A 25700-nucleotide genomic window follows, 5' to 3' on the forward strand; every position below is an offset into this window, starting at 1 on the left:
GCGCGTCCCTGTTGCCCCGGCGGTCCTCTCAGGAGACGAGTCAACCCCGCCGAGGCGTCCACCGGGAGGGCGCACGGAAGGCGCACGGTGGCGATCCGTAGATGTCACACCAACGGTGCGCATCCACCTCACCCGTTCGGTCCTGTCATTACATCGACAAACCGTCACCATTTGGCAACGGCAGGTACGCAACCCCACCTTCGGACGGGGCGGATGGCGCACGTGTGCCCTTGGAGGTGCCAGGATGGGGGGTATGGCTAAGACCACCACCTCGACCCAGGGGCTGCGCACGGCCATCGAGCGCAGCGGTTACTACCCGAGCCTCGTTGCCGACGCGGTCGAGTCCACGATCGGCACCGAGCCGGTCGACGCTTTCCTGGTGCACCAGGAGACCACGTTCGATTCCAATGAGGTCCGCCGCCACATCACCGTTCTGGTGCTCACGCCAGGCCGTTTCCTGGTCAGCCACACCGACGAACACGCACCCGACGACACGTCGCCCACTCCCTACGCGACGACGTCCACCGAGACCGTTCGGATCGACCGCCTCGAGTCGGTCGTGGTCAGTCGCGTCGTGGGCAACCCCGCCGAGTACGTCCCGGGAGCCCCGCCCCGCGAGGCCGTGCTCACCATCGGGTGGGGCGCGGTCGGCCGGATCGACCTCGAACCGGCCGGGTGTGCCGACCCGAACTGTGAGGTCGACCACGGCTACACCGGCTCGTTGACCGCCGACGACCTCTCGCTGCGGGTCAGCGAGGCCGCCGACGGTCCCGAAGCGGTGGAGCGTACCCTCACGTTCGCCCGCGCGCTGTCCGAGGCAGTGGCCGGCATCAACCAGTGAGTGCCTCCGTCTGGCTCGACGAACAACCCCCGGTCCCGTTGCCTCGCTACGGGACCGGGGCGTTGTCCGACCTGATGCCCTCGATAGCCGCCTCCCTCGGCATGCCCGGAGAGGAGAACACGCTCGGCCTCGCGCCCGCGCGCGCCGCGTGCGTGTTCCTGATCGACGGCCTGGGCTGGGATCTGCTGCGCGAGCATCCGGTCGAGGCGCCGTATCTGCACTCGCTCCTGGAGACATCGTTCGCGGGCAGCGGCCGGCCGCTGACGGCCGGCTTCCCGGCGACCACCGCGACCAGCCTCGCGTCGTTCGGCACCGGGCTCACCCCGGGTGTACACGGCCTGGTCGGCTACTCGGTGGCGGTGCCCGGCGAGGACCGGCTGATGAACCAACTGCGTTGGGTCGACGACGTTCGTCCGCGGGACTGGCAGCCGTACCCGAGCCTGCTCGAGCGGGCCGCCGCCGCCGGGATCACCGTCGCGCAGGTCAACGACGGCATGTTCGAACACACGCCGCTGACCAGGGCGGTGCTGGGCGGCGGTCGCTACATCGGCGCCGAGTTCGGCGCGCCCAGGGTCAAGGGCGTGCACAAACAACTCGCCCAACCGGGACCCGTGCTGGTGTACACCTACGCGAGCGAACTCGACCGCTGCGGCCACGGCATGGGCGTCGACTCGCCCGAGTGGCGCGCCGAGCTGCGCCGGATCGACGGCGTCGCGCGGGCGATGGCCGAGGGGCTGCCCGCCGACTCGGTCCTGTACGTGACCGCCGACCACGGCATGGTCGACGTGGCGCCCGAGCAGCGGATCGACGTGGACACCGATCCCGCCCTGTCCGCCGGCGTCGCCCTCTTGGGCGGCGAGTCGCGCGCGCGGCACGTCTACACGCGCCCCGGTGCGACCAGGGACGTGCACGCGATCTGGGACGACATGCTCGGCGACCAGATGTGGGTGGTCACCGGGGAGGAGGCGATCGAGTCCGGCTGGTTCGGCCCGGTCGTCGAGGACCGGGTCCGTGCCCGCGTCGGCGACATCGTCGCGGCGGCCTTCGGCGACATCGCGGTGGTCGCCTCCCGCCGCGAACCGGGCGAATCCCGCCTCACCGGCGTGCACGGCTCGATGACGTCGGCGGAGCAACTGGTGCCGCTGCTGGAGGCGCGCGCCTAGGGGTGTGTCCTCACGTCACGCCCGGGCGTCGCGCTCATGCCGAAGGGACGGCCTCCGGACGAGGCCGTCCCTTCGATGAACCCGGGCCGGTTCAGGCCTGGTTGCGCCGCTTCGACGCGACGAGCGTGGCGACGCCCGCGGCGGCGGCGAGCAACAGGACGATCTTGAACAGCTTGCCCATGGAAATGGACCCCCTCGATGGTCGGGACGAAGAAGATGCGTCTCCCGGCCGAGGAAGGCCGCGGGCGACGTGATCCGTGTGTACGTAGGCGCACGGGTCCCGCCGATCCCGGACCCCGTTTCCGGACGGGAGCCCGTCACGCTCGACTCTACGTCACCCGTTTGATTCAAGGGCGGAGTGGTTTCGGTCGGAGTGGCGGGTCGAACCCGGCACTCCCGCAGGCGGATTCGGACCGGATGGACTATTGCGGATCATTCGGATTCGAGGCCACCGCGATCACGTTGAACACCGCGCCCTGCGGATCCCGCACCGCCGCCAGTCGGCCGTACGGCGACTCCTCCGGGCCGCGCAGTACCTTGCCGCCCAGGCCGTCCACCCGGTCGACGGTCTCGTCCGCGTCGCGCACCGCGAAGTACGCGGCCCAGTGCGCCGGCGGGCCGTTCCGCGCGCCCGCCACGCCGCCGCGCAGGACACCGCCGACGTGGAACGTCGCGTAGTCGAAGTCGGCGTCGGACATGTCCTCGTAGGTGAAGTCGAAGACCGCCGTGTAGAACTCCTTGGCCCGTGCGCTGTCCGGCGTGTACAACTCGTTCCACACCACCGCGCCGGGCTCGTCGACCACGCCCGCGCCGTTGTGGTCGCCCGCCTGCCACACGCCGAACACCGCGCCGGTGGGGTCGGCGGCGACCGCCGTGCGGCCGAACGTCAGTACGTCCATCGGTGGCGCGACCACCGTGCCGCCGGCCGCGCCGACCCGTCGCATCACCGCGTCCGCGTCGTCCGCGGCCAGATAGGTGGTCCAGGCGACCGGGCCCTGTTGTCCGGGCATGCGGCCCATCAGGCCGGCGACCGGGCGACCGCCGAGCGTGCAGGTGGTGTAGTGGCCCACCCCGGCCGGCCCGATCTCGCCCTCCCAGCCGAACAGGCCGCGATAGAAGGCCAGTCCGGCTTCGACGTCGGGGACGGCCAGGTCCACCCAGCAGGGCACCCCGGTGGGATATCGCGAGGTCCACTCGCTCATCGATGCCTCCTCGACAGATGCCGACAATTCAGGATGATCCGTCATCGATGCTGCCACCGGGGTCGGACATGTGCTCGTCGATGACCGCCGCACGAGGCAGGATGCCGGTATGAGTTCCCTGATCAAGGCGGCCGACCTGGCCGCCGCCCTGGACAGTTCGTCGCCGCCGCTGGTGCTCGACGTCACGTGGCAACTCGGCGGCCCGCCCGGCATCGAGGCGTACCGGGTCGCCCACATCCCCGGCGCCCGCTTCGTCGACCTCGCCGCCGAGTTGTCCGGACCGCACACCACCGGCGGCGCCGGCGGCCGGCACCCGATGCCCGAGCCGGCCGCGTTCGGCGCGAGCATGCGCCGGCTGGGGATCGGCCCGGAGACCGACGTGGTCGTCTACGACGGTGGGCCGAGCGTCGCCGCGGCGCGGGCGTGGTGGCTGCTGCGCTACTTCGGCCACGACCGGGTGCGCGTGCTCGACGGCGGCTTCGCGGCCTGGACCGCGGAGCGGCACCCGGTCACCGAGGTGGTGCCGGAACCCGCCGCACCCGGCGCGTTCGTCCCGTGCCCGGGCGGGATGACGCGCCTGGACGCGGACGAGACCGCGGCCCTGGTGGCCGCGGGCGGGGTGCTGCTGGACGCGCGTGCCGCCGAGCGCTTCCGGGGCGAGACCGAGCCGATCGACGCGAAGGCCGGTCACATCCCCGGCGCGGTCAGCGCGCCCGCGACCGAGTACACGCACGCCGACGGCCGCTTCCACGAACCCGCCGAACTCAAGGAATACTTCGCGGCCCGCGGCGCGGTGCACGGTGCCCGGGTCGCCGCGTACTGCGGCTCCGGCGCGACCGCCGCGCACGAGGTGCTCGCACTGTCGCTGGCCGGCGTGCCGGCCGCGCTGTACGCCGGTTCCTGGAGCGACTGGATCACCGACCCGGAACGCCCGGTGGCCACCGGCGAATAGCGGGCTCGGACCGCGGCGCCGGAGACGAGCGCACGACAGGAGCCGAGGGCCCGTGCGGACCCTCGGCTCCTGTCGTACCCGTCTGTGTCGTACCCGTCGATCATTCCCGGCGTTTGCGCCTGCTCCCGAACACGATCTCGTCCCAACTGGGCACGGTCGCCCGGCGGCCGGGACGCACGCCGTCGGCCTCGGCCTGTCGGTCGGTGCTGCCGACCAGCCGCTCGCGGTGCGGGCCGACCACGCCGCGCGGCACCAGGACGTTCTCGTACGCGCTGCCCGCGCCCGCCGCCGCGGCGGGGGCCTGGGTCTCCTCTTCCTCGATCGGCTCGGCGCGCTCCGGGCGTTCCGACCGCTCGACGCGTTCGATCCGCTCGGGACGCTCGACGCGCTCGATCCGCTCCGGGCGCTCGGCCCGTTCCGCTCGCTCGATGCTGCCCACGCGCGGGCGTTCGGCCAGCGCGGTGACGTCGATGCGCATCGGACCGGGCGAGGCCGACTGGGTCTGCGGTTCGCCGCGCAGGCCCGGGACGGCGTCGAGCAGGCTGGTGATCGCGTCGTCGTCGCTCTCGCGCGGGATGGTGGCCAGGCGCGGTCGGAACGGGAACGGGGTCTCGGACGCCGCCGGGTGCTCGCCGATCAGCGAACGGGCCTCGTCGTCGTTGGTGGTGACCAGGCGCCGGGGCGGATCGAAGCTCCAACTCGCGGAGCGCATCTCGCCGTCGGCGCGGTAGAGCAGCAGGATCTCCCAGCTGCCGTCGTCGCGCCGCCACGAATCCCACTGCACGGACTCGGAGTCCGCGCCGCGCAGGTGCAGGCGCTCGGTGACGATCTCGCCGAGCAGCGGGCCGGTGCTCTCGCCCTGCCGACGGATGGGGGTCTTGCGGGCGCGTTCGGCCATGAAGGCGCGCTCGGCGAGGACCGGACCCTCGAAACGCCGCACCCGGTCCACCGGGATTCCGGCGAGCTGTGCGACCTCCTCCGCGGTGGCACCGGCCCTTATCCGGGCCTGGATGTCACGCGGACGCAGCTGGCTCTCGACTTCGATCTCGATCTGGCCGAGCCTGGCGCGGTCGCCCCTGACGGCGGCACGGAGCCGTTCGTCGATGGGCAACATGTACTCAGTGCCGTCGGCAGCCTTCAGCACCAACCGTGTGCCGTCGTTGCTGACGGCCACGACACGCAGTTCGGGCATGGGGACCTCCCGGGTGGTGCCTGCCGACGTCACCTGCGTCGTTGCTCCCGCTACGAGTGTGACCTGCCCAGCCTCGGCGTGGCCACAACCTGACCGAGTTGTCCGGCGTGTCGGATTTATTACCTGACTGGCCGAATTGCCTTGGTTACACCATTTCGGGTAGATACCGGGGCGGCGCCCCACCCTGACCTCCGCGGTCGGTCGCCTCCCCCTTCGCGCACAGGTCGTTCCGGAACCTGGCGTGAACAGTACTCCATTCGGGGGCTCTACCGGGACACACCGCGCCGCATCGGCGCGTCCCGTTCGGACGAGTCGTTTTCGGCCGTCCGGGGTGATGTCGATCACAAGATTGGGCCGATCGGAACGATGTCGATGGGCCGTTCAGTCGTAACCAGGGTGAAGTCCTGTTTTTCATGATTAACCACCGTCCGTGCGCGGACGGGCAAGGAAAGTGATGCCGGAAAGGACCGAGAATGAACGTCGCCGGATCGATGTCAACGCGGTGCAGGTTGTGGGCAGTGCCCTGGCGGCCATCTCCTCGGCGTTCCTGCTCTCCACGCTGGGTGTCGCCGGGACGGTGATCGGCGCCGCGCTCGCGAGCGTGGTCGCCACGGTCGGAAGCGCGCTCTACGCGCACCTGTTCCGCCGCACCGGCGAGCAACTGCGCGACGTGCGGGCGACGCTGATCCCGCCGCACGAGGGCGGGCCGAGTCCGGACCCCACCGCCGTGCCGGAGCGACCCACGGGCGTGGCCGACCCGGGATCGGCCGCCGACGAGACGATGCTGCTGCCGGTCGGGGACTACACCCGGTTCGAGGCGCATGCGCGGACCGCGCCGGTCACGGGCTCGCCGAGCGCCCAGCGCCGGTTCGGCGGTGCCGGGACCGACGCCGAACCGGTCGCGGACGGCACTGCCGGCGACAAGCGGGTCTGGCTTGCCCGTTCGCTGGTCGGGGCGGTGCTCGTGTTCGTGGTGGCGATGGGCGTCGTGACGCTCACCGAGACCGCGATCGGCCGCTCGTTCGCGAGCCTGTTCGGACACGGCGACGCGGGCGGCTCGACCATCTCGCGGATCGTCGACGACAAGCCCGCCCGGCACGACACCCCCAAGCAGCCGGGCGGTTCGACCCCGCAGCCGACCGGCTCCACACCCGCACCCACGCGCGGGCCCGACAGCGGCGACCAGGGCACGACCGGCGAGAACGGCACGGGAGCGACCTCGGTGCCCTCGACCACCCCGTCCACGCGACCGAGCCACACCCCCTCGCCCGACCCGAGCGACTCCAAGCCGCCGAGCACGGCGCCGCCCGCGACCCCGCCGGCGGGCGGCTCGAGCGGGGCCGGCACCGCGAACGGCGGCGCGGCGGCCGGCAACGACGCCGGCGGCACCGCCCAGGGCGGCGCGAACAGCGACTCGCGGTCGAACGCGGGCGCAGGCCGCTAGGCGCTGTCCGGCGGATCCCGGTGGATCAGGCCGCCAGGATCCGCCGGACAGGGCCCAGCCCTCGGACCGGCGCCGGCGCGGCCGGCCTCAGTCGCCCAGCACCCGACGCAGGTAGTCGTTGCCGAAGCGGCGCTCCGGATCCACCCGGTTCCGGAGCGCCGTGAAGTCGGCGAACCTCGGGTAGAGCTCGGCGAAGTACTCCGCGTCGCGGGTGTGCATCTTGCCCCAGTGCGGGCGCCCGCCGTGCCCGACCATGATCTTCTCCACCTCGGTGAAGTACCGCTCGTGCGGCGTGCCCTTGTACATGTGCACCGCGATATAGGCGGTGTCGCGCCCGTACGCCGTGGACATCCACAGATCGTCCGCCGGGGCCACCCGCACCTCGACCGGGAAGCTGATCGGCAGGCCCGCCGCCTCGACGAAGGCGCGCACCTCGGTCAGCGCGGCCGTGGCCGCCGCACGCGGCAGCGCGTACTCCATCTCGATGAAGCGCACCCGGCGCGGGCTGGTGAACACCTTGTGCGAGGTGTCCGAATAGGTCCGCGCCGACAACGCGCGGCTGGACAGGCGCGCGATCGTGGGCACCGTCCTGGGCGCGGCCCGGCCGACCCGGCAGGCGAGCGAGAACACACCGTTGGACAACAATTCGTCGTCCAGCAGGAAACGCGCCTTCGACAGGGGTTTCGCCGGCCCCTCGATCCGGTTGTTGCGCTTCACATTGCAGTTGTCGGTGTGCGGAAACCAATAGAACTCGAAATGCTCGTTGTTCGCGCACAGCGCGTCGAAGTCGGCGAGCACCGCGTCCAGCCGCATCGGCTCCTCGCGCGCCTCCAACAGGAAACTCGGCTCCACCGCGAACGTCAGCGCGGTCACCACGCCCAGCGCGCCCAGACCCACCCGGGCACCCGCGAACAACTCCGCGTTCTCGGTCGCCGAACACGTGGTGATCTCGCCGTCCGCCAGCACGATCTCCATGCCCCGGATCTGCGCCGCCAGCGATCCGGACACCCGCCCGGTCCCGTGCGTGCCGGTGGACGTGGCGCCGGCCAGGCTCTGCACCGCGATGTCGCCCATGTTCGCGAGCGCGAGGCCGTAGCCGGCGAGCAGCGCGTTGAAGTCGCTCAACCGCATGCCGGACCCGACCGTGATGGTGCCCGCCGCACGATCGAGCGCGTGCACCTCGGTCAGCCCCTCCGGGCGGATCTGCACCCCGTCGGTGACCGCGACCGAGGTGAACGAGTGCCCGGCGCCGACGGCCTTGACCGCCAGACCCTGTGCCGCCGCCCGGCGGACCGCCGCCGAGATCTCCTCGGCCGACCTCGGAGTGAGTACCGAGTGCGGTCGCGCGGACTGGTTTCCGGTCCAGTTCCGCCAGATCGGCGGCGTCTTGGAGACGGCGGGGGTGGCGCTGCTCAACGGGTTCCTCCTGGGGTCGCCGTGGGATCAGCCGGACATTACTCGCCGGTCATCGGACCGGGAAGGGGCCGGGTCCCGATGGGCCGCAACTCACGCCGCGCGCGGGCCGGGGAGTTGGGGCGGGCGGGGGCCGCGATGCGAGGATCACAGGCATGCACGCGACACAGGCCCCCGACCCCAGTCCGTACGACGCGCTCCTGGTGCTCTCCTTCGGCGGGCCGGAGGCCCCCGACGAGGTGCTCCCGTTCCTGGAGAACGTGACCGCGGGCCGAGGGGTGCCCCGGGAACGCCTCGAGGAGGCGGCCGGCCACTACGCCCACTTCGGCGGTGCCAGCCCGATCAACGCGCACAACCGCGCCCTGATCGCGGCGATCGAGACCGACTTCGCCGCGCACGGACTGCGGCTGCCGGTCTACTGGGGCAACCGCAACTGGCGCCCGTATCTCGCGGACACCGTGCGGCGGATGGCCGACGACGGGATCCGCCGTGCAGCGGTCCTGGTCACCAGCGCCTACGCCTCCTACTCGGGCTGCGGGCAGTACCACGAGAACCTGATCGAGGCCCGGGCCGAGGTCGGCGACCGGGCGCCGGTGTTCGACAAGCTGCGGCACTTCTTCGACCACCCCGGTTTCGTCGAGCCGCTGGTGGACCATGTGGTGGCCGCGCTGGCCGAACTGCCCGAGGCGGTACGGGCCGGCGCCCGACTGGTGATGGTCACCCACTCGATCCCCACCGTCACCGCGCGCACCGCCGGCCCGGCCGGCGGCGGATACGTCGAGCAGCACCGGGAGACCGCGCGCCTGGTCGCCGAGGGCGTCGCGCGCGCGCTCGGGCGCGAGCACGACTGGGACCTGGTGTACTCCAGCCGCAGCGGCCCGCCGCAGGTGCCGTGGCTGGAGCCGGACGTCAACGACCACCTCGTGGCGTCGGCCGAGGACGGCAAGGCGCCGGCCGTGGTGCTGGTGCCGATCGGATTCCTCTCCGATCACATGGAGGTGGTCTACGACCTCGACGTCGAGGCCGCCGCGACCGCCGCGCGGCTGGGGCTGCCGGTGGCCCGTGCGGCGACCACCGGCGCCGACCCCAGGTTCGCCGGCGCGGTGCGCGACCTGCTCCTGGAGCGCGCCGCGACGGTACGCGGCGAGGCGCCCGCGCGGTGCGCGCTCGGTGTGCTCGGCGCCGCGCACGACGTGTGCCCGGTGGGTTGTTGCCCGGATCCCCGGGCGCTGCGCGCCGACCCGGAGGCGGCCGCGCGGTCGCCGCGCGGCGAGGCCCTGCGCGGCTCCGCCGGCAGGATGGGTCCATGACGATCGACACCGCGGAACTCCTGGCCATCGCTCGCGACGCGGCCCGGCACACCGGCGGCTTCCTGTTGCACGAGCGTCCCGCCGACCTCGGCGTCGCGGCGACCAAGAGCAGCCCCACCGACGTGGTCACCGAGATGGACACGGCCGCGGAGAAGCTGATCATCGAACGCATCCGCGCCCACCGACCACACGACGGCTTCCTCGGCGAGGAGGGCGACGCGACCGCGGGCAGCAGCGGCGTGCGCTGGGTGATCGACCCGATCGACGGCACCGTGAACTACCTGTACGACCTGCCCGGGTGGTGTGTGTCGATCGCCGCCGAGACCGCCGAGGGCACCCTGCTGGGCGTGGTCGAGGTGCCGGTGGTGGGGGAGACCTTCCACGCCGTGCGCGACGGCGGCGCCTACCGCAACGGCAAGCCGATCCACTGCCGCGCCTCGGTCGAGTCGGCCCGGGCGCTGGTGGCGACCGGGTTCGGCTACACCGCCGAGCGGCGCACCCGGCAGGCCGCCGTGATCGGCGCGCTGTTGCCGCGCGTGCGCGACCTGCGCCGGGCCGGCTCGGCCGCGATCGACCTGTGCTCGGTGGCCGCCGGTCGGGTCGACGCCTACTACGAGCGTGGCCTGAATCCGTGGGACGTGGCCGCGGGCGCGCTGATCGCCCGCGAGGCCGGCGCCGAGGTGATCGAGGACCTGTGGCCCGAGCCCGACGGGTCGAGCCTGTGCCTGGCCGCGCCCGCCGGACTGCGTGCCGAACTCGAGGCCGCGCTGGCCGCTCTGCACGCGTAGACCCGAGCATGCGCAAGGCCCGGATCCGGTGCTCCGCACCGGATCCGGGCCTTCGCGAACTCGGCCCGACAGCCGAACCCCCGGCGTCCGCTGGGGACCTCGCCGGGGGAGATCAAGAACCGTGTGTCCGTGCGTGGCTCGGGTGCTCTCGCCCGAGCGGTGTGACTAGGCGCTTTCGGGAAGCACCCGCACGCCGTGCTCGGACGCCATCCGCAGGAGGTCGTCCAACTCGGACTGCTCCACCTCGACGAGGAAGTCGTCACCGGTGTCGCAGGCCTGCTTCAGAGCCTGTTCGGTCTCACGTATGCGTCGCAGTACGCCGGCCGTGAATTCGTCCATAAGGCCGCCCCAATGTCACTCGTCGTCGCCGGTTTCGGATGTCCTCCCCCTGTGCAACGCCGGGGAAACCATGGATCCGGGCCTTTGACGGGGCTCGACCGAAGGGTGTGACCAGGAGCGATTTCCGGCCCGCTGGCCCGGGATCGGACTTTCCGGGGCTTACCGGAATCCTTCCCTCCTTCGGGGGGTCCCGTAACGTCCGCGGCGCGACGCGCTCGCCGGGTCGGTCCCGCCCGCCCCGGCCGGCCGGCCGGCTTACCGAGGCTTTACCGGGGCGCGGGGGAAGATGGACAACGGATCCATCCACTCATCGAGCAGGAGGCACAGCCGGTGCGGGTTCTCGTAGTCGAGGACGAGCAGCTCCTGGCGGACGCGGTCGCGACCGGGTTGCGCCGAGAGGCCATGGCCGTCGACGTGGTGTACGACGGGGAGGCGGCGCTGGAACGGATCGCCGTCAACGACTACGACGTGGTGGTGCTCGACCGGGACCTGCCGATCGTGCACGGCGACGACGTGTGCCGGGCGGTGGTGGAGACGGGCATCCCGATGCGGGTGCTCATGCTGACCGCCGCCGGCGACGTCAGCGATCGGGTCGAGGGCCTGGAGCTGGGAGCGGACGACTATCTGCCCAAGCCCTTCGCGTTCAGCGAGCTGATCGCCCGGGTGCGCGCACTCGGCCGGCGGGCCGTCTCCCCGCTGCCGCCGGTGCTGGAGCGGGCCGGCATCCGGCTCGACCCGAACCGGCGCGAGGTGTTGCGCGAGGGTGTCCCGGTGCATCTGTCGCCCAAGGAGTTCGCCGTGCTGGACGTGCTGATGCGCGCCGACGGCGCCGTGGTCTCGGCCGAGCAACTGCTCGAGAAGGCCTGGGACGAGAACACCGATCCGTTCACCAATGTCGTCCGCGTCACCGTCATGACATTGCGCCGCAAGCTCGGCGAGCCGCCCGTCATCCTGACGGTGCCCGGCGCCGGATACCGCATTTGAGGACCGCCATGAACGACAGCTCTCGGGCCGTCCCGGCGGAAGCCGGAAGTACCGCAGCCGGATCCGCGGAGCCGGCCGCGGGCGCCTCGACCGCGCCCGCGAAGCCGAACCTGGCGGCGAAGACCGGCCCGGCGGCGAAGACCGGCCCACCGCCCCGTCCGGGCCGACCGCCCCAGCCGCCGCGCCCCAGCGCGCCACCGGGCGCGCCGCCCAGGCCCAACCGCGAACCCGTGCGTGAGCCGGGTCGCGACCCCCAGCGCCCGGCCACCGGCGGGCGCCGGCTGATCCTGGGCCGCGACGCCGACGACGCGGCGGAGATGTCGCGGCTGTCGCGGATGGCCCCCTCGCAGTTGCCCGCGCTGCTGCGCTCCACCATCAAGATGCGGCTGACCGCGCTGTACGGCGGGATGTTCCTGATCGCCGGGGTGCTCCTGCTGGGCACCGTCTACCTGCTGGTGCGGCAGAGCCTGACCGAGGGCCGGCTGAATCTGAGCCTGGCGCCGAACACGTTGATGACCATCAACGGCGTGCCGATGACGCCCGACCAGTTCGAGCAGTGGCAGACCATCCAACAGATCCACCAGCGCGACGCCGCGCTGAACTCGCTGCTCCAGCAGTCGCTGCTGGCCCTGCTGCTGCTGTCGGTGATCGCCTTCGGGTTCGGCTACGTGATGGCCGGCCGGGTGCTGCGCCCGCTCGAGCGGATCACCTCGATCGCCCGCGAGGTGGCCGGATCCAATCTGCACCGGCGGATCGACCTGGACGGTCCGGACGACGAGTTCAAGGAGCTCGCCGACACCTTCGACGACATGCTCGACCGGCTGGATCGCTCGTTGGAGTCGCAGCGCAAGTTCGTCGCCAACGCGTCGCACGAGCTGCGCACCCCGCTGGCGATCAACCGCACCCTGCTGGAGGTCGCGCTCGGTGATCCGGAGGCGTCGGTCGAGCTCAAGCAGCTCGGCAAGACGTTGCTGGCCACCAACGAGCGCAGCGAGGGCCTGATCGAGGGCCTGCTGCTGCTGGCCCGCAGCGACAACGAGCTGACCGAGCGCAAGCCGGTCGACCTGGCCGAGGTGGCCCGCCGCGCGGTGGACCAGACCGGCGCGGAGGCTGCCGAGCGCAAGGTGACGCTCGACGACGAGCTGGGCCCCGCCGTGCTCCAGGGCAACGGGGTGCTGCTGGAGCGGGTCGCGATGAACCTGATCCAGAACGCGGTGCGCTACAACCGGGCCGAGGGCACGGTCGACATCTCGACCGAGACCACCGCGGGTGTCGCGGTGCTCACCGTGGTCAATACCGGGCCGGTGGTGCCCGGCTACGAGGTGGACAACATGTTCGAGCCGTTCCGGCGGCTGCGCACCGAGCGGACCGCCAGCGACAAGGGCGTCGGGCTCGGGTTGTCCATCGTGCGCTCGATCGTGCGCGCGCACGGCGGCTGGATCGAGGTCGAGCCCCGGGAAGAGGGCGGTCTGATGATGCGGATCGGCTTCCCGGCGGGCTGATTTCGGGCGGCGACCGCCCCGGTGCGGGCGGTCGCCGGGGCCGAAACCGATCGTACGTACGTGCGAGAGTCGTGGATCACATTTCCGTCTTGGGGTGGAACCAACCTACGCTGTCGTAAGTTACGGAATCGTAGGGACGCGTCGTGCGGGCGATGCACAGCGTCGTCCTCCGTGTCTGCCGCTGTACGACGTTGTCTGCCTATGCCCTGGAGAGCCGATGAACCTTCTCGCCCCCGCCCCGACCGGTGAGCACCTGCTCCGTGAGTTGGAGCAGGTCGTCGCCGTCGAGCTGGACCGCCACCTCGCGGTGGCCAAGGAGTGGTTCCCGCACGAGTACGTGCCGTGGAGCGCCGGTCGCGACTTCGACGGCGTGCTCGGCGGCGAGGCGTGGACTCCGGCGGAGTCCGGGCTCACCGATGTCGGCCGGATAGCTCTTACGCTGAACCTGCTGACCGAGGACAACCTGCCCAGCTACCACTACGAGATCGCGGCGATGTTCGGCCGCGACGGCGCGTGGGGCACCTGGGTGCACCGCTGGACGGCGGAGGAGGGCCGGCACGGCATCGCGATCCGCGACTACCTGATGGCCGCCCGGGCGGTGGACCCGGTCGCGCTGGAGCGCTCGCGGATGGAGCACATGGAGGCCGGCTACCAGGGCGACCACATGGACAATCCGCTGCACGTGATCGCCTACGTGACCTTCCAGGAGCTGGCCACCCGGGTCTCGCACCGCAACTCGGGCCGCACCTGCGGCGACCCGATCGCCGAGCAACTGCTCGCGAAGGTGGCCACGGACGAGAACCTGCACATGGTCTTCTACCGCAACCTGCTCAAGGCCGCCTTCGAGATCGCCCCGGACCAGGCGATGCGCGCGGTCACCGAGATGGTCACCGACTTCCGGATGCCCGGGCACGGGATCGGCGGCTTCGAGCGCGCGGCGGCCAAGCTCGCGGTGGGTGGCGTGTACAACCTGCCGATCCACCAGAACGACGTGATCCTGCCGGTGCTGCGCCACCTCAAGATCATGGAGCGCACGGACCTGGGCCCGGAGGGCGAGAAGGCCCGCGAGGAGCTCGCGCTGTTCCTCGGCGGCCTGGACTCCCAGGTGGTGCGCTTCGAGGAGCGCCGGCTCGCCTTGGAGGCCCGCAAGGCGGCCAACCGCCGCTGAGTGCACCCGAGCGGAACACGACAGGGCCCGCCGCCCCCTCGGGGGCGGCGGGCCCTGTCGTGCGCGCCGGTTCGGCGCCCGCCGGTCGAAGCCTCGGTTCAGCGCTTGCGGGCCGACCCGCCGAGCGACTCCTTGAAGCCGACCTTGCCGCCCATCCGCAACACCGCGCCCTCGTACATCCGGGCCGCGAGCCGCACCAGCGCCACCAGGGCCAGCAGCGCGATCGCGAAGGCGGCCAGGTTCTCCACCACGGAGACCTCGTCCGCCGCGGTCAGCGCCGGTTGCAGCATCGCCGAGAACGGCGGCACGTACGCCAGTACCTGGGCGAGCGTGCCGCCCTTCTGACCGAGGAAGACGGCGGCCAGGAACGAGGCGATCAGCAGCGAGGTCATCGGCGTGATGACGTTCTGCAGGTCCTCCTGGCGGGAGACCCGGGCCGCGGCGGCGGCGAACATGCACGCGTAGATCGCGTAGCCCACCACGAACCACAGCAGCACCAGCGCCACCGGGTAGACCATCGCGCCGGTCAACTCGATGGTGCCCATCGCGGACGCCGCGGCCAACCCGACCACCGCGGTGACCAGCATCTGGAGCAGGCCGAGCAGGCCGATCCCGAGGATCTTGCCGGTCAACAGCGCGCGGGCGGGCACGGTCGCGAGCAGGATCTCCACGATCCGGCTGGACTTCTCCTCGACCACGCCGCTGGCCACCCACATGCAGAACAGCATGAGCATGCCGTAGAGCACGAGCGTGCCGATGAAGGCGATGCCCTTGCGCGCGTCGCGTTGGTCGGCGTCCGGATCCAGGGTGGTCTTGGGCATCGGTGCGATCGCCGAGGCCTGGTTCACCACGTCCGGGTCGATCTTCGCCGCGCTCAGCCGCTGGTCGCGCTCCACCGTGGCCCACGAGCTCTGCAGCACGGCCGCCAGCGGATCGGCCAGCTTGCTGTCCACCAGGATCCGGCCGTTGTCCACGACCGCGTCCAGCTTCCCGTCCGCGAGCGCCTTCTCGGCCGCCGCCCGGTCGGCGACGGAGCCGACCCGCACGTCCACGTCCAGCAGCGTCGCCTGGCGCTGCGCGGTCTGCGCGAGCTGCGTCTGCTGCGGCCCGAGGAAGGCCACGTCGTACTTGTCCGACCCGCCGCCGAGCGCGGCCGGGATGGCCACCGACGCGAGCAGGATCGCCAGCATCACCGCCACCGAGATCTGGAAGCCCCGATCCCGGATGCGCTCGCTGAACTCGCGGCGCGCGACCAGCCGCACGGCGCACCAAAACGTGCTGCCGCCGGTGCTCACGCGCCGACCTCCGTTCCGTTGACGACCTCGCGGAAGAGTTCGGCGAGCGAGGGGGTCGCGGGCGCGAAGGCCAGCACCCGGCCCGCCGCCCGGGCCCCGTCGAGCAGAGCCTGCTCGCTGGTTCCGGGAAGCAGTTCGACCAGCACCGTGTCGCCCTCCGACTCCGAGGACAGCACCTTCAGGCCGGGCAGCGCCTCCGCCCAACCCGCCGGCGCGTTCGCCAGCCGCACCCGGTAGCGCACCGCGCGGCTGTCCCCGCGCAGCTCGGCCACGGTGCCCGAGGCGTGCATCCGACCGTTGTTGATGATCCCGACCGCGTCGCACAACGATTCGACCAGTTCGAGCTGGTGGCTGGAGAAGACCACCGAGGCGCCGGCGGCGGTGCGCTCGCGCAGCACGCCGGCCATCACATCCACGCCGACCGGGTCGAGGCCGGAGAACGGCTCGTCCAGGACCAACAGCTCCGGCTCGTGCACCAGCGCCGCGGCCAACTGCACACGCTGCTGGTTGCCCAGCGACAACGTCTCCAGCCGGTCCGCGGGCCCGCCCGCCACCTGGAGCCGGCTCAACCAGCGCTCGGCCGACGCGCGCGCGTCGGCGCGGGTCATCCCGTGCAGTTCGGCCAGATAGACCAACTGCTCCTGGATGCGCATCTTCGGATACAGACCACGTTCCTCGGGCATGTAGCCCCAACGACGGCGCACGCCGCGGTCCACCGGCGCGCCCCGCCAGCGCACGTCCCCCGCGTCCGGCGCCAACACGCCCAACGCGATGCGCATGGTCGTGGTCTTGCCGGCACCGTTGGTGCCGACGAAACCAAACATTTGACCCGGTTGTACGGTCAGCGACAGGCCGTCGAGGACGACCTTCTCGCCGAATCGCTTGTCCAGGTCGGCCAACTCGAGCACGACACTCCCCGTGATATTCCAGCCCCCGTGTCGCACTTATATACGGGGGCGAACGGGGCGTTCAAACCGCGGCGCGCGTGTGCGATCCGACACACCCGGGTGCACGTCCCGGCGGGCGTGGATCAGTCGATCCGGCGCAGATCGCGGCGGAATCGACGACCGTTCTCGACGTAGCTGCGCACCGTCTCCGCGAACGCGCCGATCGGAACGGCGTTCTCGCGAATCTTCGCCGGCACCCCCAAGGCCATCGCGTACGACGGCACCTCGAGCCGATTTCCGACCACCGCACCCGCTCCCACCAGGGCACCTGTGCGCACCACGGCCTGATGCATGACCACCGCGCCGTTGCCGACCAGGCAACGATCCTCGATCACGCAGCCCTCCAAATGCACAATGTGACCGATCACGCACTCGTCGCCCACTACCGTCGGCCACGGCGCCGTCGTGTGCAGGACACATCCGTCCTGGACCGACGTGCGCTCGCCGATCACGATCCGGCCGTGATCGGCGCGCAGTACGGCCCCCGGCCACACCGTAGAATCCGCGCCGATCTCCACGCTGCCGATCACGACCGCATCCGGGTGCACATAAGCATCCGGGTGCACCTTGGGTATTTGATCACCCAGCGCGTAGACCGTCACGATTCCTCCTGGTTGTGCAGGGCGGTACGGGGTTACAGTGGCCCCCCATCCAACCAAGTCACCTCTTTGGGGGTTCGGTTGGGTGTCGATTGCGTAACGAGCCTTGATGTAAGGCAAAATCTGCGCTTCGGGTCGGGCACAACTCCGGCCCCTCAAGCGTTACGTGCGCTGAAGGCATCGTCCAAGCAGGTTCACGGGCGGTGTCTGCACGACTGAGCACCGCAGATCCACCCGGAGGGGGAGAGGTACATGGCAACCGACTACGACACCCCGCGTAAGACCGATGACGACATCAACGAAGACAGCATCGAGGAGCTGAAGGCTCGGCGCGTGGACAAGTCGGCCGGTTCGGTCGACGTCGACGAGTTCGAGCAGGCCGAATCACTCGAGCTTCCCGGTGCGGACCTCTCCAATGAGGAGCTGTCCGTCCGGGTCGTCCCGAAGCAGGCCGACGAATTCACGTGCTCAAGCTGCTTCCTGGTGCATCACCGGAGCCAGCTCGCCAAGGAGAAGAACGGCCAGCCGGTCTGCAGCGACTGCGCCTGATCGTGTGCGGTCGAGGACGACCGGCGATGAACGGCAACCCTGCACACGCCATACGGGTACCGGCAGGAGTTGGACCGTCGACGTTCGCCGAGCGTCCTTGAACGCGGGAGCACGACGCGGGACGCGGTGGATGACGCGGATCGTGGGAAGTACCGAAGACGCACGCAGGACGTACGAAGTCGAACGTCCGCCGATTCACCGGCGGGCGTTCTTGACTGTCCGCCGCCGTCCGCCGCCGCATCGCGACGCCGGACGATTCGCTCACTCCCGGCTCCTTCGAGCCGGGATCGAGCCTGCCCTCGCCGATCAGGCGCGGGCGCGCAACGCCGCCACGACGTCGACCAGGCGTTGCGGGTTGCGCGAGGACAGATAGAGGTAGGGCGTGGGATCGGCCGGGTCGACGACCTCGATCCGCGCGGCCCCCGGGATGTAGGCGCGCAGCAGCATGAACGCGCGCGGATCGGCGTTCTCCATCCGCAACGAGCGGGCCTGCTCGGGATCGAGCGCGACCCCCGCACCCAGCGCGGTGAGCGGGATCCGGGCCCGACCGGCCAGCAACTCCGTCTCGGTGACGGTGATTCGCGCCGCACCGTAGGCGCCGGTGGCCCACGCCGCCAGTGCGCCCAGGGCCAGGGCCAGCACGATGGTCGGCACGATCCCGAAGGCCAGCCCCACGAGTGCGCCGGAGACGGCCATCAGGGCGGTCAGGGCCCACCAGGAGGCCGGCACGCCGAGTCGTTCGCTGTACGCCTGCATGCGCCCAGCCTGTCATGCGCGCCCGACACGGGTCAGCGGGGGCCGTGTCGCCGGGTCAGCCGGGCCAGGGCGCGGGTGACGCCCTCCGGAGGCGTGCGCAGGCCCGTCGCCACCCCTTTGGCGTAATCCGAGAGAGCGGTGGGCGCCAACAGATCGAGCAGCGCGCCGGCCCTGGCGTCGTTGCCCACCAGATAGCGCGGCCTGGGACGCGGCGCGCTCAGCGCGGTCCGCACCGCGTGTGCGACCGGGGCCGGACCCGGCAGCGCCTTGGCCCGCCGGACCATGTCGTCGGCGAGGTCGTAGGAGTCGTTGTAGGCCGACGTCTTGCGCGGCGGCAGCCGGGACATGGCGCGCTCCCAGATGTCGGTGCCGAAGCTGCCCGGCTCGATCAGCACCACCTTGACGCCGAACCCGGCGGTCTCGATCCGCAACGAGTCGGTGATCGCGGCCAGCCCCTGCTTGCTCGCGCAGTACCAGCCCAGGAACGGATTGGAGACCCGGCCGGAGACGGAGGAGATGTTGACGATCCGCCCGTCCCGCCGTTGGCGCATCTGCGGCAGCACCAGGCGGGCGATCCGCGCGGGCGCGATCAGGTTGGTCTCCAACTGGGCGCGGATCTGCTCGTCGTCCACGTCCTCGATCGCCCCCGGCTGCGCGATCCCGGCGTTGTTGACCACCGCCCACGGGCCGCCGGCGGTCATCTGGGCGATCTCGGTGAAGGCCCGCACCGTCGACGTGGCGTCGGCGACGTCGAGCAGGACCGTGCGTACGCCCACCTCGGCGCGCTCGGCGGCCTCGCGCAGGCGCTCGGCCCGGTCCTGGGTCCTGGCCGTGCCGATCACGTCGAAGCCGGACCCCGCCAGCTCCAAGGCGACGGCAAGGCCGATCCCACCGGTCGCCCCGGTGACGACCACGCTCTTGGTCATGCGCTTCCTTCCGTCCCGCGACCCTTTCGGGCCGCGGCGCCGGCGGCTCCCAAGCCGCTGCGCAGGTGTCGGTCGGAACGACGGTAGTGTCCTTCGGCGTGAGTCGACCAACATCCCTGACCCCGCCTCCGGAAGCGGTGGTGCCCCAGCCCCACCCGGACGCCCCTCCTCCCGGCACCGAGCTGGGCGAGCACTACAGCGACTGCTTCGGCTGCGGCGAGGCCGCCCCCGGCGGGCTGCGCATTCGCGCGCGCGCCGGCGAGGGCGTCTCCGTGGACGCCGAGTTCACCGTCACCACGCTGCACCAAGGAGCCCCGGGCCTGGCCCACGGCGGGCTGCTGACCTGCGCGTTCGACGAGGCACTCGGCGCGATCGGGTACATGCTGCACACCACGGCGGTGACCGGGCACCTGGAGACGGACTTCCGCCGTCCGGTGCCGGTGGGGTCCACCCTGTACATCCACGCGTGGTGCGAGGCGGTGGCCGGCCGCAAGATCTACTCGCGCGCGGTCGGGCGGCTGGACTCCCCGCAAGGGCCGATCGCGGTCGAGGCGGCGGCACTGTTCGTCAGCGTCGGACTCGCGCACTTCGTCGACAATGGACGTGCGGAAGACGTACAGCGCGTCATGGACAACCCCGACCTGATGAAGGCGGCCCGAGCGTTCGAGGTGAACCCGTGAGCACGAGTGTGGACATCCTGGTGCGTCGGCTCGACCCCGGTCTTCCGCTGCCCGCGTACGAGCACCCGGGCGACGCAGGGGCGGACCTGGTGACCGCGCAGGACGCCGAGATCGCCCCCGGCGAGCGGATGGTGCTGCCCACGGGCATCGCCATCGCGCTCCCGGACGGGTACGCCGCGTTCGTGCATCCGCGTTCGGGACTCGCCGCGCGGTGCGGAGTATCCCTGGTGAACGCCCCGGGCACTGTCGATGCGGGATACCGTGGCGAAATCAAGGTTGTCGTGGTCAACCACGACCTGCGTACGCCGGTCGTTTTTCGTCGCGGCGACCGAATCGCCCAACTCGTGATCCAACGGGTCGAGCGAGCGGGGTTCCACGAGGTCGCCGAGCTGCCCGGTTCCGGGCGCGGCGAAGGCGGCTTCGGATCCACCGGCGGGCACGCGGCGATGGGCGTTTCGAGCGCCGTCGCGGCGGGCAGCGCGGGCATCGTGCAAGACTCGGCTTCCGACAGGGAAGGACTGTGACGTGTTCGGTCGTCGCCGACGCAGCGAAAAGGATGATCTGCCCGTCGAGGAGCACGAAGACCTCGACGACATCATCGATGACGAGGGCGATGCCGACGAGGCGTCGAGCGACGGGGCCGCGCAAGGCTCCGACGACTCGGACCTCGACGAGCTGAGCCGACCGATCCCGCCCGCGCCCCGGCCGGACGGTCCGTGGGACTTCGACGAGCTCGAGGACCCGCACGAGGAGCGCATCGACCTCGGCGGGATGCTGATTCCCAGCGACCCGCGGATGGAGCTGCGGGTCGAGGTCTCCAACGACCTGATCATCGCGGCTACGGTGGTCCTCGAGGACAGCGGTCTCCAGCTCCAGGCCTTCGCCGCTCCGCGCAACGAGAGCATCTGGCACGAGGTGCGTGCCGAGATCGCCTCCGGGATCACCCAGCAGGGTGGCATCGTGGACGAGCAGGACGCCGGCCTGGGCTGGGAGCTGCGCGCCCAGGTGCCGGTCCAGCTTCCGGACGGCACCCAGGGCCACCAGTTGGTGCGCTTCGTCGGGTGCGACGGGCCGCGCTGGTTCCTGCGCGGCGTGATCTCCGGTCGGGCGGCGGTGGACCCCAACGTCGGTGCCGACCTGGAGACCATGTTCCGCGACACCGTCGTGGTCCGGGGCAACGAACCGATGGCGCCGCGCGACCCGATCCTGCTGCGCCTGCCGGAGAACGCCCAGGTCGACCCGAACAGCGGGCTCGCCGTGCCGCAGCAGGGCGCCGACGAGGACCGCTTCGCGGGCGACCTGGACCCGTTCCAGCGCGGCCCGGAGATCACCGAGGTTCGCTAGGTCCGCCAGTCCCGGGGGCGCCCACGAAGGCGTCTCCCCCTTGCCCGCAAGACCCGTACGAGACACCGAAGCCCGATCCCGCCGCAAGGCGGGGTCGGGCTTCGTGCGTGTCCGGTCGCGGTTTCGGGCGCCTCGCGTGCGTGGTCGACCCCGGGTTTCGGGTGGTCCGCGCGCGTGTCCGGTTCCGGGTGCTTCGAATCTTGATGTCAAGGGCGCATCAAGAAGGCATATGGGCGCGTCAGGACGCCGCCAACGCTTTCTGGTTTGCCCCATTTATGAGGATTTTTGGCGGCTTGGAAGTGCTATCAATGTCCTCCTTACGGGCGATCAAGCGCCTGTCCGTCCCAAGGAGCACCCGCGATGGCTGATCTGGCCTTCGTAGTCCTGACGATCGCGTTCTTCGCGCTGGTCGTCGTGATCGCCAAGGGGGTGGCGAAGCTGTGAACGCGGACGGCATCGTCGGCCTGAGCGTCGCCATCGCCCTGCTCGGCTACCTGGTCCTGGCCCTGATCTTCCCCGAGAGGTTCTAGGTGAGCGTCACGCTCGCGGGGATACTCCAGCTGTCCCTGCTGATAGCCGTCCTGGCCGCGGTACATCGCCCATTCGGCGACTACATGGCCCGCGTGTACTCCAGCGACAGGCACCTGCGCGGTGAGCGCGTCCTGTACAAGCTGATCGGCGCCGATCCGGACGCCGAGCAGCGCTGGACCGTCTACCTGCGCAGCGTGCTCGGGTTCTCGATGTTCTCGGTGCTGGGCCTGTACGCCCTCCAGCGGTTCCAGGACCACCTGCCGTTCGACCTCGGGATGAAGCCGATCACACCGGACCAGGCGTTCAACACCGCCGCGTCCTTCACGGCGAACACGAACTGGCAGTCGTACTCCGGTGAGACCGCGATGGGCCACACGGTCCAGATGGTCGGCCTGACCGTGCAGAACTTCGTGTCGGCGGCCGTGGGCATGGCCGTGGCGATCGCGCTGGTGCGCGGCTTCGTCCGGGTGCGCTCGGGCGAGATCGGCAACTTCTGGGTCGACCTGATCCGCGGCTCGATCCGGATCCTGCTGCCGATCGCGATCATCGGCACGATCGTGCTGGTCGCGTCCGGCACGATCCAGAACCTGGCCGACCCGCACACCGTGCAGACGCTCTCCGGCGGGACGCAGACCATCCCGGGCGGTCCGGTGGCCTCGCAGGAGGTGATCAAGGAACTCGGCACCAACGGCGGCGGCTTCTTCAACGCCAACTCGGCGCACCCGTTCGAGAACCCCAACGCGTTCACCAACGTGTTCGAGATCTTCCTGATCCTGGTGATCCCGTTCTCGATGCCCCGCACCTTCGGTCGCCTCGTCGGCAACCTCAAGCAGGGCTACGCGATCCTCGCCGCGATGTTCGTGATCTGGTTCGTCGCCGTCCTGCTGATGTGGTGGACCGAGGCGCACGGCAACGGCGCCGCCCCGGAACTGGCCGGCGGTGCGATGGAGGGCAAGGAACAGCGGTTCGGCATCCCCGGCTCGTCGGTCTTCGCGGTGTCCACCACGATGACCTCCACCGGCGCGGTCAACTCGTTCCACTCGTCCTTCACCGGACTGGGCGGCGGGATCACCCTGCTGGGCATGATGCTCGGCGAGATCACGCCCGGCGGTGTCGGGTCGGGCCTGTACGGGATCCTGATCATGGCGATCCTGGCGGTCTTCGTGGCGGGTCTGATGGTCGGCCGCACACCCGAATACCTGGGCAAGAAGATCGGCGCCGGCGAGATGAAGCTGGTCGCGATGTACATCCTCGTGGTGCCCGCCACCATCCTGACCTTCACCGGCATCGCCCTCGCGCTGCCCGGTGAACAGGCGGCGATCCTCAACTCCGACTCGCCGCACGGCATCTCCGAGGTGCTGTACGCGTTCACCTCCGGCGCCAACAACAACGGCAGCGCGTTCGCCGGGCTCGGCGCGAACACCGAGTTCTACAACACGATGATCGGGTTGGCCATGCTGATCGGCCGATTCGTGCCGATCTGCCTCGTGCTCGCCCTCGCCGGTCGACTCGCCGAACAAAAGAGCGTCCCCGACAGCGCGGGCACCCTGCAGACGCATCGGCCCCTGTTCGTGGGTCAACTCGTCGGCGTGATCCTGATCATCACCGGCCTCACCTTCTTCCCCGCCCTGGCTCTCGGGCCGCTTGCCGAGGGATTGGCATGACAGACACCGCGATACGCCCCACCGAGGAACACGTCGACACCCCCACCGGCTCCGGCCGGGTCTCGGCCGGCCTGTTCGAACCCCGTCAACTGCTGAAGTCGCTGCCCGGAGCCCTGCTCAAGCTCGACCCGCGGGTCATGGTCCGTACCCCGGTCATGTTCGTGGTCGAGATCGGGTCGGTCATCACGACCGTCATGGCGATCAAGGACCCGAGCGTGTTCGCCTGGGTGGTCACCGTCTGGCTCTGGCTGACCGTGGTGTTCGCCAACCTGGCCGAGGCGGTCGCCGAAGGACGCGGCAAGGCGCAGGCGGACACGCTGCGCAAGGCCAAGACCGACACGGTCGCCCGACGCGTGGTCGACGGCCGGGAAGAGCGGGTCGCGGCCACCGACCTGGCCATCGGCGACCTCGTGGTGTGCGAGGCCGGCGACATCATCCCCGGCGACGGCGACGTCGTCGACGGTGTCGCGAGCGTGGACGAGTCGGCCATCACCGGCGAGTCCGCTCCCGTGATCCGCGAGTCCGGTGGCGACCGCTCGGCGGTGACCGGCGGCACCAAGGTGCTCTCCGACCGGATCGTCGTCAAGATCACCACCGAGCCCGGCAAGACCTTCATCGACCGGATGATCGCCCTCGTCGAGGGCGCCGCCCGGCAGAAGACGCCGAACGAGATCGCGCTCAACATCCTGCTCGCGTCGCTGACGATCGTCTTCCTGTTCGCGGTCGTCACACTGCAGCCGATCGCGATGTACGCGCACGCCGAGCAGTCGATGATCATCCTGGTCGCGCTGCTGGTCTGCCTGATCCCGACGACCATCGGGGCGCTGCTGTCCGCGATCGGCATCGCGGGCATGGACCGCCTGGTCCAGCGCAACGTGCTGGCGATGTCGGGGCGCGCGGTCGAGGCCGCGGGTGACGTGTCGACGCTGCTGCTCGACAAGACCGGCACGATCACGCTGGGCAACCGGCAGGCGTCCGAGTTCGTCCCGGTGGACGGCGTGACCGAGGCCGAGTTGGCCGACGCCGCGCAGTTGTCCTCGCTCGCGGACGAGACCCCCGAGGGGCGCTCGATCGTGGTGCTGGCCAAGGAGCGCTACGGGCTGCGCGAGCGACACCAGGGCGAATTGGCGCACGCCGAGTGGATCGCCTTCACCGCGCAGACCCGGATGTCCGGCGTCGACCTGACCGACGACAACGGTGCGCGAATGGTGCGCAAGGGCGCCGCCTCCGCGGTCAACGCGTGGGTGTCCGAGCGTGGCGGCACCGTGCCCGCCCGGTCCGGCGAACTCGTCGACGGCATCTCCGCCGCCGGTGGTACGCCGCTGTTGGTCGCGGTCGAGGACGTGGACGGCGCCCGGATCCTGGGCGTGATCCACCTCAAGGACGTGGTCAAGGAGGGCATGCGGGAGCGCTTCGACGAACTGCGCCGGATGGGCATCCGGACGGTGATGATCACCGGCGACAACCCGCTGACCGCCAAGGCGATCGCGGACGAGGCCGGCGTCGACGACTTCCTGGCCGAGGCCACCCCCGAGGACAAGCTCGCGCTGATCAAGCGCGAGCAGGCGGGCGGCAAGCTGGTCGCGATGACCGGCGACGGCACCAACGACGCGCCGGCGCTGGCCCAGGCGGACGTCGGCGTGGCGATGAACACCGGGACCTCGGCCGCCAAAGAGGCCGGGAACATGGTCGACCTCGACTCCAACCCGACCAAGCTGATCGAGATCGTCGAGATCGGCAAGCAGTTGCTGATCACCCGAGGCGCGCTCACCACGTTCTCGATCGCCAACGACGTCGCGAAGTACTTCGCGATCATCCCGGCGATGTTCGCGAGCATCAAGGGCGCCGAGGCGCTCGCCCCGCTGGACAAGCTCAACATCATGCAGCTCGCCACCCCCGAGTCGGCGATCATCTCGGCGGTCGTCTTCAACGCCCTGATCATCGTCGCGCTGATCCCGCTCGCACTGCGCGGCGTGCGCTACCGGCCGATGTCGGCCGACAAGCTGCTCGGCCGCAACCTGCGGATCTACGGCCTCGGCGGCCTGATCGCCCCGTTCGTCGGGATCAAGCTCATCGACCTGCTCGTCTCGCTCATCCCCGGAATCGGTTGA

The 25700-nt window shown here is 70.8% G+C and carries 25 protein-coding genes; 16 read left to right on the forward strand and 9 right to left on the reverse strand.

Translation table 11 applies throughout. The annotated features are described in order from the left end of the window. Nucleotides 1–253: 253 nt before the first annotated feature. A complete protein-coding gene (locus tag OG948_RS26475) occupies nt 254–841 on the forward strand; it encodes a DUF5998 family protein (protein ID WP_161365428.1) in 588 nt (195 codons plus the stop codon). Continuing rightward, on the forward strand, nt 838–2004 hold the full coding sequence (locus OG948_RS26480; protein ID WP_406298839.1) for an alkaline phosphatase family protein: 1167 nt from the start codon (nt 838–840) through the stop codon (nt 2002–2004). The genes OG948_RS26475 and OG948_RS26480 overlap by 4 nt, the downstream gene beginning before the upstream one ends. A 422-nt stretch (nt 2005–2426) precedes the next feature. Here the strand turns inward: OG948_RS26480 and OG948_RS26485 are convergent, their stop codons facing one another. After that, nucleotides 2427–3206: a VOC family protein gene (locus tag OG948_RS26485; protein WP_406298840.1), complete on the reverse strand. Its 780-nt coding sequence runs from the start codon at nt 3204–3206 to the stop codon at nt 2427–2429. A 109-nt stretch (nt 3207–3315) separates the two neighbouring features. On the opposite strand from OG948_RS26485, the gene OG948_RS26490 reads away from it, so the two are divergent. Further along, complete coding sequence (locus OG948_RS26490; protein WP_406298841.1) at nt 3316–4158, forward strand: sulfurtransferase; 843 nt, start codon at nt 3316–3318, stop codon at nt 4156–4158. Nucleotides 4159–4258: 100 nt separating this feature from the next. Here the strand turns inward: OG948_RS26490 and sepH are convergent, their stop codons facing one another. Further along, nucleotides 4259–5383: a septation protein SepH gene (gene sepH, locus OG948_RS26495; protein ID WP_395859883.1), complete on the reverse strand. Its 1125-nt coding sequence runs from the start codon at nt 5381–5383 to the stop codon at nt 4259–4261. A 421-nt stretch (nt 5384–5804) separates the two neighbouring features. Here sepH and OG948_RS26500 point away from each other — a divergent pair, with 421 nt between their 5' ends. Further along, on the forward strand, nt 5805–6794 hold the full coding sequence (locus OG948_RS26500; protein WP_406298842.1) for a hypothetical protein: 990 nt from the start codon (nt 5805–5807) through the stop codon (nt 6792–6794). A gap of 87 nt (nt 6795–6881) precedes the next feature. Here OG948_RS26500 and OG948_RS26505 read toward each other — a convergent pair whose 3' ends face one another. Continuing rightward, entirely contained in the window at nt 6882–8210 is a 1329-nt protein-coding gene (locus OG948_RS26505) for a D-arabinono-1,4-lactone oxidase (RefSeq protein WP_406298843.1), read from the reverse strand. Between the two features lie 152 nt (nt 8211–8362). On the opposite strand from OG948_RS26505, the gene OG948_RS26510 reads away from it, so the two are divergent. Both OG948_RS26510 and OG948_RS26515 read left to right on the forward strand, forming a co-directional pair. Next, on the forward strand, nt 8363–9517 hold the full coding sequence (locus tag OG948_RS26510; protein ID WP_406298844.1) for a ferrochelatase: 1155 nt from the start codon (nt 8363–8365) through the stop codon (nt 9515–9517). After that, complete coding sequence (locus OG948_RS26515; protein WP_395859875.1) at nt 9514–10305, forward strand: inositol monophosphatase family protein; 792 nt, start codon at nt 9514–9516, stop codon at nt 10303–10305. Before OG948_RS26510 ends, OG948_RS26515 begins: the two co-directional genes overlap by 4 nt. Nucleotides 10306–10470: 165 nt before the next feature. Here the strand turns inward: OG948_RS26515 and OG948_RS26520 are convergent, their stop codons facing one another. Continuing rightward, nucleotides 10471–10644, reverse strand: a complete 174-nt coding sequence (locus OG948_RS26520) for a hypothetical protein (protein WP_020555845.1) — start codon at nt 10642–10644, stop codon at nt 10471–10473. 330 nt (nt 10645–10974) lie between these two features. Between OG948_RS26520 and OG948_RS26525 the strand changes: the two genes are divergently transcribed. The 3 genes from OG948_RS26525 (at nt 10975) to OG948_RS26535 (ending at nt 14298) form a co-directional block, all read left to right on the forward strand. Further along, nucleotides 10975–11628: a response regulator transcription factor gene (locus tag OG948_RS26525; protein WP_020555846.1), complete on the forward strand. Its 654-nt coding sequence runs from the start codon at nt 10975–10977 to the stop codon at nt 11626–11628. Between the two features lie 8 nt (nt 11629–11636). Then, nucleotides 11637–13130, forward strand: coding sequence for a sensor histidine kinase (locus tag OG948_RS26530; RefSeq protein WP_406298845.1), 1494 nt, complete (start codon nt 11637–11639; stop codon nt 13128–13130). Between the two features lie 217 nt (nt 13131–13347). Beyond that, nucleotides 13348–14298, forward strand: coding sequence for an acyl-ACP desaturase (locus OG948_RS26535; protein ID WP_406298846.1), 951 nt, complete (start codon nt 13348–13350; stop codon nt 14296–14298). Nucleotides 14299–14396: 98 nt separating this feature from the next. Here OG948_RS26535 and OG948_RS26540 read toward each other — a convergent pair whose 3' ends face one another. The 3 genes from OG948_RS26540 to OG948_RS26550 form a co-directional block, all read right to left on the reverse strand. Further along, nucleotides 14397–15593, reverse strand: a complete 1197-nt coding sequence (locus tag OG948_RS26540) for an ABC transporter permease (RefSeq protein WP_406298847.1) — start codon at nt 15591–15593, stop codon at nt 14397–14399. Beyond that, complete coding sequence (locus OG948_RS26545; protein WP_406298848.1) at nt 15590–16501, reverse strand: ABC transporter ATP-binding protein; 912 nt, start codon at nt 16499–16501, stop codon at nt 15590–15592. The genes OG948_RS26540 and OG948_RS26545 overlap by 4 nt, the downstream gene beginning before the upstream one ends. Nucleotides 16502–16623: 122 nt before the next feature. Continuing rightward, complete coding sequence (locus OG948_RS26550; RefSeq protein WP_406298849.1) at nt 16624–17142, reverse strand: gamma carbonic anhydrase family protein; 519 nt, start codon at nt 17140–17142, stop codon at nt 16624–16626. 249 nt (nt 17143–17391) lie between these two features. Between OG948_RS26550 and OG948_RS26555 the strand changes: the two genes are divergently transcribed. Further along, nucleotides 17392–17688 (forward strand): DUF4193 domain-containing protein, encoded by a 297-nt coding sequence (locus OG948_RS26555; protein WP_395859864.1) that lies wholly within the window; start codon nt 17392–17394, stop codon nt 17686–17688. Between the two features lie 306 nt (nt 17689–17994). On the opposite strand, the gene OG948_RS26560 is transcribed toward OG948_RS26555, so the two are convergent. After that, a complete protein-coding gene (locus OG948_RS26560) occupies nt 17995–18444 on the reverse strand; it encodes a DUF3093 domain-containing protein (protein WP_406298850.1) in 450 nt (149 codons plus the stop codon). Between the two features lie 32 nt (nt 18445–18476). Then, entirely contained in the window at nt 18477–19370 is an 894-nt protein-coding gene (locus tag OG948_RS26565) for an SDR family oxidoreductase (protein WP_406298851.1), read from the reverse strand. A gap of 98 nt (nt 19371–19468) precedes the next feature. On the opposite strand from OG948_RS26565, the gene OG948_RS26570 reads away from it, so the two are divergent. The 6 genes from OG948_RS26570 (at nt 19469) to kdpB (ending at nt 25700) form a co-directional block, all read left to right on the forward strand. Then, the gene (locus OG948_RS26570; RefSeq protein WP_395859859.1) at nt 19469–20050 is read left to right on the forward strand and encodes a PaaI family thioesterase; all 582 of its coding nucleotides are present in this window, start codon (nt 19469–19471) and stop codon (nt 20048–20050) included. Continuing rightward, nucleotides 20047–20574, forward strand: coding sequence for a dUTP diphosphatase (gene dut, locus OG948_RS26575; protein WP_406298852.1), 528 nt, complete (start codon nt 20047–20049; stop codon nt 20572–20574). Before OG948_RS26570 ends, dut begins: the two co-directional genes overlap by 4 nt. Before the next feature lies 1 nt (nt 20575). Further along, nucleotides 20576–21394, forward strand: a complete 819-nt coding sequence (locus tag OG948_RS26580; RefSeq protein WP_406298853.1) for a DUF3710 domain-containing protein — start codon at nt 20576–20578, stop codon at nt 21392–21394. 440 nt (nt 21395–21834) lie between these two features. Further along, entirely contained in the window at nt 21835–21924 is a 90-nt protein-coding gene (gene kdpF / locus OG948_RS26585; protein ID WP_391581698.1) for a K(+)-transporting ATPase subunit F, read from the forward strand. Further along, a complete protein-coding gene (kdpA, locus tag OG948_RS26590; RefSeq protein ID WP_406298854.1) occupies nt 21925–23589 on the forward strand; it encodes a potassium-transporting ATPase subunit KdpA in 1665 nt (554 codons plus the stop codon). Next, on the forward strand, nt 23586–25700 hold the full coding sequence (gene kdpB / locus OG948_RS26595) for a potassium-transporting ATPase subunit KdpB (protein ID WP_406298855.1): 2115 nt from the start codon (nt 23586–23588) through the stop codon (nt 25698–25700). Before kdpA ends, kdpB begins: the two co-directional genes overlap by 4 nt.

Origin of the sequence: Embleya sp. NBC_00888 (assembly GCF_045207655.1) — a bacterium.
Classification (GTDB): Bacteria; Actinomycetota; Actinomycetes; order Streptomycetales; family Streptomycetaceae; genus Embleya.